The sequence below is a fragment of the Streptomyces sp. NPDC126510 genome (assembly GCF_040302345.1).
In the GTDB taxonomy this organism is placed as follows: domain Bacteria; phylum Actinomycetota; class Actinomycetes; order Streptomycetales; family Streptomycetaceae; genus Streptomyces.
This window is the reverse complement of sequence record NZ_JBEORR010000055.1, coordinates 16,478-28,247: the sequence shown is the minus strand read 5'-3', so window position 1 is coordinate 28,247 and position 11,770 is coordinate 16,478. Positions and strand designations below refer to the sequence as shown.

General features: G+C 72.4%; 8 protein-coding genes. 3 read left to right on the top strand and 5 right to left on the bottom strand.

The features are described 5' to 3' along the window. Positions 1 to 116: 116 nt before the first annotated feature. From ABTX60_RS41045 to ABTX60_RS41035, 3 genes are all read right to left on the bottom strand, one after another. Positions 117 to 908, bottom strand: coding sequence for a S1 family peptidase (locus tag ABTX60_RS41045; protein WP_352101866.1), 792 nt, complete (start codon positions 906 to 908; stop codon positions 117 to 119). A 202-nt stretch (positions 909 to 1,110) separates the two neighbouring features. Then, positions 1,111 to 3,963, bottom strand: coding sequence for a helix-turn-helix transcriptional regulator (locus ABTX60_RS41040; protein WP_352101865.1), 2,853 nt, complete (start codon positions 3,961 to 3,963; stop codon positions 1,111 to 1,113). A 201-nt stretch (positions 3,964 to 4,164) separates the two neighbouring features. After that, on the bottom strand, positions 4,165 to 4,974 hold the full coding sequence (locus ABTX60_RS41035) for a helix-turn-helix transcriptional regulator (protein ID WP_352101864.1): 810 nt from the start codon (positions 4,972 to 4,974) through the stop codon (positions 4,165 to 4,167). A gap of 124 nt (positions 4,975 to 5,098) precedes the next feature. Here ABTX60_RS41035 and ABTX60_RS41030 point away from each other — a divergent pair, with 124 nt between their 5' ends. Then, positions 5,099 to 6,778 carry an AMP-binding protein gene (locus ABTX60_RS41030; RefSeq protein WP_352101863.1) on the top strand — a complete coding sequence of 560 codons (1,680 nt, stop codon included), beginning with the start codon at positions 5,099 to 5,101 and terminating at the stop codon, positions 6,776 to 6,778. Further along, the gene (locus tag ABTX60_RS41025) at positions 6,775 to 8,361 is read left to right on the top strand and encodes an AMP-binding protein (protein ID WP_352101862.1); all 1,587 of its coding nucleotides are present in this window, start codon (positions 6,775 to 6,777) and stop codon (positions 8,359 to 8,361) included. The genes ABTX60_RS41030 and ABTX60_RS41025 overlap by 4 nt, the downstream gene beginning before the upstream one ends. A 21-nt stretch (positions 8,362 to 8,382) precedes the next feature. On the opposite strand, the gene ABTX60_RS41020 is transcribed toward ABTX60_RS41025, so the two are convergent. Both ABTX60_RS41020 and ABTX60_RS41015 read right to left on the bottom strand, forming a co-directional pair. After that, positions 8,383 to 8,889 carry a GNAT family N-acetyltransferase gene (locus ABTX60_RS41020; protein ID WP_352101861.1) on the bottom strand — a complete coding sequence of 169 codons (507 nt, stop codon included), beginning with the start codon at positions 8,887 to 8,889 and terminating at the stop codon, positions 8,383 to 8,385. Positions 8,890 to 8,916: 27 nt separating this feature from the next. Continuing rightward, positions 8,917 to 9,672, bottom strand: a complete 756-nt coding sequence (locus ABTX60_RS41015; protein WP_352101860.1) for a hypothetical protein — start codon at positions 9,670 to 9,672, stop codon at positions 8,917 to 8,919. Positions 9,673 to 9,881: 209 nt separating this feature from the next. On the opposite strand from ABTX60_RS41015, the gene gcl reads away from it, so the two are divergent. Continuing rightward, entirely contained in the window at positions 9,882 to 11,666 is a 1,785-nt protein-coding gene (gene gcl, locus ABTX60_RS41010; RefSeq protein WP_352101859.1) for a glyoxylate carboligase, read from the top strand. Positions 11,667 to 11,770 lie beyond the last annotated feature (104 nt).

Sequence of the window (11,770 nt, the reverse complement as noted above, 5' to 3'; positions counted from 1 at the left end):
CTCCCCTCTCCTCCTCCCCCCCTCCTTTTTTTGGGGGTGGCGGGGGGGCCCCCCCCCCCCCCCCCCCCCCGCCCCCTGGTCAATCACCTGAGGGGTACTCAGGAACTAGAAGCTGGTCACGAGTTGATCTGCGTCGTGACCAGGTTGGAGAAGGTGGTCAGCCGGGTGTAGACACCCGGGTAACCGGCCTGGGCGCAGCCTTCGCCCCAGGAAGTGATGCCTGCCAGGACGCCCCCGATGAGCAGGGGGCCGCCGCTGTCGCCCTGGCAGGTGTCCACGCCGCCGGAGGTGTATCCGGCGCACACCATGTCGCTCTTCACGAACTGGGAGCCGTAGGAGCTTCCGCAGCTGGAGTCGGACACGGTCGGTACGGTCGCGGTGCGCAGCTGGTTGGAGCTGCTGCCGTTCGAGGCGGTGGTGCCCCAGCCGAGGATGCGGGCGGTGGTGCCGGCCGCGTACACCGACGTCTGGGAGGCGGAGACGTACTTCGCCGTGGTGTACGGCATCGACGTCGACAGCGTCAGCACGGCCACGTCGTCGCCGTTGGTGGCGTCGGTGTAGCTCGGGTGGATCCATATCTTGCTGACTCTGCCGACCGTGCCGTTGGTGCCGTTGAGGTAGGTGCGGCCACCGACGACGCGCACGCTGCTCGTGGTCTCGCCGACCATGCAGTGCGCGGCGGTGACGACCTTCGTGGGCGAGACCAGCGTGCCGCCGCAGAACTGGTTCTGCGAGGCGTCCGTGATCTGCATGACGAACGGGTAGGCGGAGGTCGTGGTCGTGGTGCCCCCGACGATCGGCTGGGGCGCGGCGACGGCCGTGGGAGCGGCGAGCAGTGCGGTCGTGGCAGCGGCGGCGGTCGCCGCGACGACGGCGGCGGCCTTCTTGGCAGCGTTGAGCCCGAACATGGGTCTCCTTGGGGAGTTGCCGGTGGGGGGTCGCGCGGGTGGTCGTGCACGGGGACCCTGACACCTTTGTTCGGATCTCCGTGTGCCCGGCGAGCGGCACGCCCCAAAGCTAGAGCCCCGTGGGGAGCGCCCCCAATGAGGGAACCCCCTAAGGGAGTTGGGCAGGGATAACCCTCGGTCCGGCGCCGTAAACCCAGGTGGGTCAGGTCGGGCGGCGGCCCGCGGCCAGCCGGACGATGTCCACCCGGGAGCGGATCCCGAGCTTGCGGTAGACCCGGGTGAGGGTCGCCTCGACGGTCTTGACGCTGATGAACAGGCGCGCCGCGATCTCGCGGTTGGTCGCGCCCTCCATCACCAGCGAGGCGACCTGACGCTCCATCGCGGCGAGCCCCTCCAGCGCGTCCAGGGCGACGGGCGGCGCGGGGGCCGCCGGTTCCACCGCCGTGGGGCCGGCCGTGGCGGCGGCGTCGACCTGCCGCAGCCAGGGCAGCGCACGGCAGCGCCGGAACAGCCGCGCGGCCTCGTCGTACGACACCGGTCCGGGCAGGGGCCTGGCCCCGGGGCGGGGGGAGGCGGCGGCCTGGGCACGCAGACGGGCCAGCGCGAAGGCGGCCCGTGCCTCCTCGAGCCCGTAGCCGAGCCGGCCGAGCCGGTCCTGCACGGACGTCAACCGGACGACGGCGGCCTCGTGTTCGCCGCGCGCCGCCCGCACCAGCGCCTCGGCCCGGTCCAGGACGGCCAGCACGCTCTGCCGGCCCAGCCGCAGTGCGTGCGCCCGGGTCGTGTCGATGACGTCCTGGGCCTCGCCCGGCTCCCCGATGCGGACCAGGGCCTCGGCGAGGTCACCGTGCCAGCGCCCGCGCCCGGGGTCGTTGATGCCGAGACCCTGCTCCAGCTCCCTCACCCGGCGCAGCGAGCGGACGGTGGCAGCCGGGTCGCCGGCCACCAACTGGGCGTAGCCCAGCGCCGCGAGGGCCCGGGAGAGGTACATCTGGTCGCCGTCGACCTCGGCGTGGTCCGCCGCCTCGCGGGCGAGGGCCAGCGCCCGGTCCACGTCCCCGGCCGAGGCCTCCGCGAGGGAGGCGAGCATGGCCGAGGCGCCCTCGCCGATCCCGGAGTCCCGGGCGAGCCGCAGGCTCTCGCGGGCCAGGTCCAGGGCCCGGCCGCAGTGCCCGGAGCGCAGTTCCGTGTCGGCGAGGAAGCGCAGGAAGTGCACCTCGCTCTCGACCATGCCGCGCCGGCGCACCTCGCGCAGCAGCGCGGTGATGGTGGCCCGCGCCTCGGGCAGCTGGTCGCTCATGATGAGCCAGCGGAACCGGGCCGACCCGGCGCCGTTGTGGTGGCAGGCCACGTAGGGGTCCTGGGGTTCCTTCAGGGCCCGTTTGACGGTCGCGGGGGCGTCCGGGTGGCCCATCAGCGTCTCGGTCGAGGCCTGGAAGGACAGCGCCATCAGCTCGGTGCGCCGGTCCCCGCCGCGGGCGGCCAGCTCCGCCGCGTGCGCGGCCTCCTGGCGGGCCTCGGCGAAGTCGCCCTCGACGACCAGGCCGCGCCAGGCCAGCTGGTAGTGGACCTGGGCGAGCAGGCGCGGGTCGTCGCCCGCGTCGGCCAGGACCTGCGGGAAGACGGCGTCGACGTCGCCCAGGGCCTGCCCGGCCGCCTCGATGACCACCATCCACGCCCGGACCCGCTCGGCGGGCACGGTGGCACGCGTCAGTACGTCGCGTGCGATGTCCCGGGCGAGATCGGCCTCGCCGGCGGTGATCGCGTCCTCCGCGGCCAGCAGACGCCGCTCGTCGGGGCCGGGAGTGCTGTCCGCCGGAGTGTGCCGGGCGGACAGCAGCCCGAGCGAGGCGGCCACGGAGGGTGCCCCGCGATCCCGGGCCAGCGCACCGGCCTCGGCGAGCCGGGCCGCGACGTCCGGGTCGGTGCCGGTGGTCGCCAGGGCCAGGTGCCGGGCCCGCTCGATCGGGTCCGAGGCCGCCGTGGACAGCGCGGCGTGCACGGCCCGCCGCTCCTGTGCCGGGGCCTCCGCGTAGAGCGCGGCCGAGATCAGCGGATGCGCGAACCGCAGGGCCGGTGCCTCGGGGTCCGTGGCCAGCAGTCCCAGGGCCGCAGCCTGGGCCGTCTCGGCCTCGGCGTGCTCCCGCCCGGCCGCGTGCAGCAGCGCCAGGGTCGGACGGGCACCGGCGCTGGCGACGAGGAGGGTGCGGCGCGCCTCGTCGGACAGCATCTCCAGCCGGCTCAGCACCAGGGCCCGCAGCGAGGTGGGCACGGGCAGCGGCTCACCGGGCCGGGGCCGGGCCGGGCTCTCGGCCAGGGCCCGGCCCAGCTCCAGCGCGAAGAGCGGGTTGCCGCCGCTGGTGCGGTGGATGTCGCGGACCGTGGAGCGGGACAGGGGCGTGTAGCCACGGTGGTCGAGCAGCGCGGAGACCTGCGTACGGGTCAGCGGGCCCAGCCGGACGGCGAGCGTGTCGGGTGGGGACGCGGGCAGGTGGCGGTCGTACTCCTGGCCCTCGGTCCGTACCGCGCACAGCATCTGCACGGGCGTGTCGCCCAGCCGGCGGGCGGCGAAGCCGAGCAGTTCCGCGCTGGCGGCGTCCAGCCACTGGAGGTCGTCGGCGACCACGAGCACCGGGCCCTTCGCGGCGAGGACGCGCAGTGCCGACAGCACCGCCAGGCGCAGCGCGAGCCCGTCCCGCTGGAGCGTGGACTCGCCGCGGCCGGTGAGCGCGGACTCCAGGGCGGTGCGCTGGGCGCCGGGCAGCGCCCCGGACACGTCGTCCAGGACCAGCCCGAACAGGTCGGCCAGCGCCAGGAAGGGCAGGTGGGATTCCGACTCGGTCGCCGAGCACCGCAACACCGTGCGGTCCGCACCGCCGTAATCCGCGGCCAGCGCCCGCAGGACCGTCGACTTTCCAATTCCGGCAGGGCCGTGGAGCAGCACACTGCCCCCTCGTCCGAGCTGCTCGCGCGCCGAGGTGAACAGATCCTCCCGGCCGATGACCAGGTCGGGGCGGCTCCTGGGAGGCTCCTGGAAGTCCCGTCGTCCGGTCACCGCTCCCCTCCCTGTGTCGTGTCCTGGCCAATATTAGGCAACAGCCGTTTGAATTTCGGAGGGACGGTCTCGTGAGGGAAATAACAACACGTGCCGACGGGAGAATTCACCGGACTCCCGAATGCCGCGGAACGCGGGGCCGACGCCCCGGGAACCCGTCGGCAGAGCGATCGTGCAGGCATCACCGAAAACACCACAAAGCTACGGCAACCACCCCGCCCGGCGCGCGGCGACCACGGCCTCGCCACGGGTGCGGGCCCGCAGCTTCCGCATGGCCGACCGCAGATACCCCTTGACGGTCTCCGGCGTCACGCCCAGCCGCTCCGCGGCGACCGCGTTCGTGGCCCCCGCCGCCACGCACGCCAGCACGTCCACCTCGCGCGGTGCGAGCCCGACCCGCGCCGGCCCGGCGGACCCGGCCGTCAGCAGCGCACACACCTCGTGCACCTGCGCGCGCAGCTCCGGATCCGTGATCCGCGGGGCCAGCGCCCGCAGGGCAGCGTGCGCCTCCCGTACCCGCTCCCACCCCGGGCCCGCTCCGGCCCCGGCGGCGAGCGTGCGGGCCTCGTCCCGGACGACCAAGGCCCGCTCCACGTCCCGCGCCGCCTCCGCGGCCGCGTCCAGCACCCGCCCGCCCAGCGGCAGGGACGTGCGCAGCGCCCCGTACAGCACCCCGCGCACCCGGTGCCGCACCACCACCGGCACGGCCAGTACCGAGCGCAGCCCTTCCGCGGCCACCGGCGCGTCGTACTCGTGGCTGATCTGCCGCGACACCGAGTAGTCCGTCACCACGCACGGCCGGGCCAGCGCCAGCGTCTTGCCGCCGAGGCCGGTGCCGGACGTCACCACCAGCGAACGCAGGGCGTGCGTCGCCGTGCCGCTCAGTTCGCTGATGCGCATCTGCTGCCCGGCCTCCAGCAGGCCGCCGAAGGCGACGGGCAGGCCGGTGCCCCGCCGCAGACGCAGCAGCGCGTTGCGTATCTCCACCGCGTCGGACGCGTCCGTCGTCACCTGATCCGCCCCTCCTCAGGCCCTTGTGCGGGCGCACCCCCCGTTCGGGGGTAGTGAGACCTGCATCACGGATTACACGATGGCTCAGAGCCGCCCGGCAATGGTCCGGCACCCAGGAGGACAGATGACATCGGCGACGGAGCTGTTCCGCGACGCGCGGGATTTCCTGCTCGAACACCGCGAGGACTACCCGACCGCCTACGAGCGCTTCCGCTGGCCCCGGCCCGAGTACTTCAACTGGGCGCTCGACTGGTTCGACGAGATCGCCGACGGCAACGGCCGCACCGCCCTGCACCTCGTCGAGGAGGACGGCAGCGAGACCCGGCTGTCCTTCGGGGAGATGTCGGTGCGGTCGGCGCAGTTCGCCACCTGGCTGCGTGAGCGGGGCGTGCGCGCCGAGGACCGGATCCTCGTCATGCTCGGCAACCAGGCCGAACTGTGGATCACCGCCCTCGCCGCGATGAAGCTGCGCGCGGTGGTCATCCCGGCCACCCCGCTGCTCGGCCCCGCCGACCTGCGCGACCGCGTCAAACGCGGCCGGGTCCGGCACGTCATCGCACGGGTGGCGGACACCGGCAAGTTCGCCGAGGTCCCCGGCGACTACACCCGCATCGCCGCGGGCGACGCCGGTATGGTGCCGGACGGCTGGCTGCCACTGGACGACGCCCACGGTGCCTCCGCCGACTTCACCCCCGACGGCCCGACCCGGGCCGACGACCCGCTGATGCTCTACTTCACCTCGGGCACCACGGCCCGGCCCAAGCTCGTCGAGCACACCCACACGTCGTACCCGATCGGCCATCTGTCGACCATGTACTGGATCGGCCTGAAACCCGGTGACGTGCACCTGAACATCTCCTCACCCGGCTGGGCCAAGCACGCCTGGTCCAATCTCTTCGCCCCCTGGAACGCCGAGGCGACGGTCTTCCTGCACAACTACACGCGTTTCGACGCCGTCCGTCTCATGACCGAGATGGACCGGGCGGGCGTCACCACCTTCTGCGCCCCGCCGACCGTGTGGCGCATGCTCATCCAGGCCGATCTGACGCAGCTGCGCACCCCGCCCCGCGAGGTCGTCGCGGCCGGCGAACCGCTCAACCCGGAGGTCATCGAGCAGGTCCGCCGGGCCTGGAACATCACCGTCCGGGACGGTTTCGGCCAGACCGAGACAGCCGTCCAGGTCGCCAACAGCCCCGGCCAGCCGCTCAAGACCGGCTCGATGGGCCGGCCGAGCCCCGGCTACCGCGTCGAACTCCTCGATCCCGTCTCCGGCGCTCCGGGCGCCGCGGAGGGCGAGATCGCACTCGACCTGTCCCACCGGCCCGTCGGCCTGATGACCGGCTACCACGGCGACGCGGACCGTACGGCCGAGGCGATGGCCGGCGGCTACTACCGCACGGGAGACGTCGCCTCCCGGGACGACGAGGGGTACCTGACGTACATCGGCCGGAGCGACGACGTCTTCAAGGCCTCCGACTACAAGATCAGCCCGTTCGAGCTGGAGAGCGCGCTGCTGGAGCACGAGGCGGTCGCCGAGGCGGCGGTCGTCCCCGCGCCGGACGAGGTGCGGCTGGCCGTCCCCAAGGCGTACATCGTCCTGGCCGAGGGCTGGCAGCCCGGCCCCGACACCGCCAAGGTCCTGTTCGAGCACTCCCGCGAGGCCCTGGCCCCCTACAAGCGCATCCGCCGACTGGAGTTCGGTGAGCTGCCCAAGACCGTCTCCGGCAAGATCCGCCGGATCGAGCTGCGCGAGGCCACGGCGGCCGGCTCGGACGCCGAGTACCGCGAGGAGGACTTCCGGTGAGTTCCTACAGTCACGGCACCGGCGCGACGGCGCTGCTCGGCGACACCATCGGGGCCAATCTGGACCGGGCGGTGGCGGCCTGGCCGGACCGCGAGGCACTGGTCGACGTGCCGTCCGGGCGGCGCTGGACGTATGCCGAGTTCGGCGCGGCGGTCGGTGAACTGGCCTCGGCCCTGCACGCCTCCGGGGTCGCCAAGGGCGACCGGGTGGGCATCTGGGCGGTCAACTGCCCCGAGTGGGTGCTCGTCCAGTACGCCACCGCCCGCATCGGCGCGATCATGGTGAACATCAACCCGGCGTACCGCACCCACGAGGTGGAGTACGTCCTGAAGCTGGCGGGCGTGTCCCTGCTGTTCGCCTCCCAGCGTCACAAGACGAGCGACTACCGGGCGATGGTCGAGCAAGTCCGCGGTGGCATCCCGGAGTTGCGCGAGGTGGTCTACTTCGGCGATCCGGGCTGGGAGGCGCTGCTCGGGCGGGCGGTCCCCGACGCGACGTACGACGAACTCTCCTGCGACGACCCGATCAACATCCAGTACACGTCGGGCACCACGGGCTTCCCGAAAGGCGCGACCCTCTCCCACCACAACATCCTCAACAACGGCTACTTCGTGGGAGAGTTGATCGCCTACACCGAGCAGGACAGAATCTGCATCCCTGTCCCGTTCTATCACTGTTTCGGCATGGTCATGGGGAATCTGGCCGCCACCTCGCACGGCGCCTGCATGGTCATCCCCGCCCCGTCCTTCGACCCGAGGGCCACGCTGGAGGCGGTCCAGCAGGAGCGCTGCACCTCCCTCTACGGCGTCCCGACCATGTTCATCGCGGAGCTGAATCTCCCCGACTTCGCCTCCTACGACCTCTCCTCCCTGCGCACCGGCATCATGGCGGGCTCGCCCTGCCCGGTGGAGGTGATGAAGCGGGTGGTCGCCGAGATGCACATGGCCGAGGTCTCCATCTGCTACGGCATGACCGAGACGTCCCCGGTGTCCCTGCAGACCCGCGGGGACGACGACCTGGAGCACCGCACCGGCACGGTCGGCCGGGTGCTGCCGCACATCGAGGTCAAGATCGTCGACCCGGCCACGGGCGTCACCCGGCCGCGCGGCTCGGCGGGCGAGTTGTGCACCCGCGGCTACAGCGTGATGCTCGGCTACTGGAACGAGCCGGAGAAGACCGCCGAGTCCGTCGACGCCGGCCGCTGGATGCACACGGGCGACCTCGCCGTGATGCGCGAGGACGGCTACGTCGAGATCGTCGGCCGCATCAAGGACATGATCATCCGGGGCGGCGAGAACATCTACCCTCGCGAGATCGAGGAGTTCCTCTACGGCCATCCGAAGATCCAGGACGTCCAGGTCGTCGGCGTCCCGCACGAGCGCTACGGCGAGGAGGTCCTGGCCTGTGTCATCGCGCGCGACCCGGACGACCCGCCGACGCTGGAGGAGCTCCGGGCCTTCTGCGAGGGGCGGTTGGCGCACTACAAGGTCCCGGCCCGGGTGCGGATCCTCGACTCCTTCCCGATGACGGTGTCCGGAAAGGTCCGCAAGGTGGAGCTGCGGGAGAGGTTCGCGGACGGCTAGGGGCACCTTGGGCCGTGCCGCTCACAGCGGCCTGCGCATGCACACCCGGGGCCAGCGGTCCAGGCCGAGTTCGGCCTCGGTCGCGCGGATGGCGCGCAGGCCGGGGGTGACGTCGGCCTCGGAGAGGGGCCGGAAGCCGAGGCGGGCGTAGTAGGGGGCGTTCCACGGCACCTCGGTGAAGGTGGTCAGTGTCAGGGCCGTCAGGCCCTCCTCGCGGGCGTGGCCGGCGGCGTGGTCCAGCAGGGCGCGGCCCACGCCCCGGCGCGCGGCGCGTGGGTGGACCGAGACCTGCTCGATGTGCAGGGCGCCGTCGACGGGTTCGGCCAGGAGATAAGCCGCCGGCCGACCCTGCTCGTCCGCCGCCACCCAGCAGCGGCCCGCCCGGCAGTAGTGCTCCAGGGTGTCGAGCGCGGGTGGTTGGTCGTCCGCGATCTCCGGCATGCCGAGGTCGCGGAAGGGGGCGCCGGCGGCGCGCTCGATGTCCTGGAGGGCGGGGAGTTCGGCGCGGGTGGCGGGGCGCATACGCATGCGGTGAGTATGCGGTGCGCGGGCTGGTCAGGGGGCTCGGTTCCCGGTACCGGTGCCGCTGGTGGCCAGTGCGTCGGCGGAGGCGTTCACCGGCCTCGGCGTGCCGGTGAGGTCGAGGACGAACAAGGCGACGCCCAGCGCGTCGGCGCGGGCCCGGGCGTCGTCCGCGTACCCGGCGAGGGAGAAGTAGAGGCAGTCCGCGGACTCCGTCATGGCCGTCAGCCACAGGCATTCGACGTCCCTGAGGGTCGCCGGTCGTACGGCCGGGTCCACCTGCGCGACGACCCCGCGCGCGGCGAGACCGATACCGGAGGGCGGACGCTGGTCCGCCCTGCGCACACCCCGGTAGCCGAGCCAGCGCAGATACAGGGCGGTGGCCGTGACGGCGTCGCGCGCGGTCCGGATCGTGACGGAGAGGAAGGGGGGCCGGGCGGCCGGGGTGACGCGCCGCACCGTCACCGGCTCCGGGGCCGGAGTGACGTCCGCGCCTGCTGTGCCCTCCCCGGTGGCGGCGCTCTTCCCGTCCTCCAGCACCGCCACCCGCAGCACCACCCCGCACGAACACCCCACCTCCGGTCGCGGCCACTCGCCGCGCCGCCCGCAGGAGCCGCACCGCACCGTCACCCAGTCGTCCTGCCAGGACCGGTGCGAGACGGGCGTCGCCGCGCCGTCCCGGTCCAGACGCGGGGCGACCGGCGCACCGCACGCGCACGGGTACGCCGGTGCCGTGCAGCGGTGCTCGCGGCGGCAGGCCGGGCAGCGCACCGCGACGGTCTCGGCCATGGCCACTCCAGAACCGTGTCGTATCGGGACAGCGTGCCCATCGTGCCCCCTCGGGTCCCGCCCTGTCCGGCGCTTTCCGTCTCTTGACGGCCTTCGCCCACCCCCCATACATTCATTCCAGATCGTAGAAAACAATTTCCGCAATACGGAAGAGCTCACCGCGGGGCGCGACGGGAGTGCGAATCCGACAGCCGAAGCAGGAGTACTCGATGGCTCGAATGACCGCTGCCCGCGCGGCAGTTGAGATCCTCAAGCGCGAGGGCGTCGCCGACGCGTTCGGTGTCCCCGGCGCGGCGATCAACCCGTTCTACGCGGCGCTCAAAGCCTCGGGCGGCATCGCCCACACCCTCGCCCGGCACGTCGAGGGCGCCTCGCACATGGCCGAGGGCTACACCCGCACCCACCCGGGCAACATCGGTGTCTGCATCGGCACATCCGGTCCGGCAGGCACCGACATGATCACGGGGCTGTACTCCGCGACCGGCGACTCCATCCCGATCCTGTGCATCACGGGCCAGGCCCCGACCGCCGTGATCCACAAGGAGGACTTCCAGGCCGTCGACATCGCCTCCATCGCCAAGCCGGTCACCAAGATGGCCGTCACCGTGCTGGAGGCCGCGCAGGTCCCGGGCGTCTTCCAGCAGGCCTTCCACCTGATGCGCTCCGGCCGTCCCGGCCCGGTCCTCATCGACCTGCCGATCGACGTGCAGCTGACGGAGATCGAGTTCGACCCGGAGACCTACGAGCCGCTCCCGGTCTACAAGCCCGCGGCGACCCGCGCCCAGATCGAGAAGGCGGTCGGGATGCTGAACGCGTCCGAGCGGCCGCTGATCGTCGCGGGCGGCGGCATCATCAACGCCGACGCCGCCGAACTACTCGTCGAGTTCGCCGAGTTGACCGGCACCCCGGTCGTCCCGACCCTGATGGGCTGGGGCCTCCTGCCCGACGACCACGAGCTGAACGCCGGCATGGTCGGCCTGCAGACCTCGCACCGCTACGGCAACGCGACCTTCCTGGAGTCCGACTTCGTCCTCGGCATCGGCAACCGCTGGGCCAACCGCCACACCGGCAGGCTCGACGTCTACACGGCCGGGCGCAAGTTCGTCCACGTCGACATCGAGCCCACCCAGATCGGCAAGATCTTCGCCCCGGACTACGGCATCGCCTCCGACGCCAAGGCCGCTCTGAAGCTGTTCGTCGAGGTCGCCCGCGAGCTGAAGGCGGCCGGCAGGCTGCCCGACCGTTCCGTGTGGGCCGAGGCCGCGCAGGAGCGCAAGGCGACCCTCCAGCGCCGTACGCACTTCGACGACATCCCGATCAAGCCGCAGCGCGTCTACGAGGAGATGAACAAGGCCTTCGGGCCGGAGACCCGGTACGTCTCCACCATCGGCCTCTCGCAGATCGCCGGTGCGCAGATGCTCCACGTCTACCGGCCCCGCCACTGGATCAACTGCGGCCAGGCCGGCCCGCTCGGCTGGACCATCCCGGCCGCACTGGGCGTGGCCAAGGCAGACCCTGAGGCATCCGTCGTCGCCCTCTCCGGCGACTACGACTTCCAGTTCATGCTGGAGGAACTGGCCGTCGGCGCGCAGCACCGGATCCCGTACGTCCACGTCCTGGTGAACAACTCCTACCTGGGCCTGATCCGGCAGGCGCAGCGGGCGTTCGAGATCGACTTCCAGGTCAACCTGGAGTTCGAGAACCTCAACTCGCCCGAGCTCGGCGTCTACGGCGTCGACCACGTCAAGGTCGCCGAGGGCCTCGGCTGCAAAGCGATCCGCGTCACCGACCCCGCCGAGCTGGGCGACGCCTTCGAGCAGGCCAAGAAGCTGGCCGCGGAGCACCGGGTCCCGGTCGTCGTCGAGGCGATCCTGGAGCGCGTCACCAACATCTCCATGTCGACGACCAACGACATCGGCGACGTCGTGGAGTTCGAGGAGATCGCCACCGAGCCCGGCCACGCGCCGACCTCGATCAGGACGCTGAAGGTCTGACCCGCAGGGGAGCAGAGGGGCGGCTCGTCCGTGGGGGACGGGCCGCCCCTCGGGCATGTCCGGGCCGCCCCGCGGGTGGCCGGTGGAGGCACGTGAACAGACGG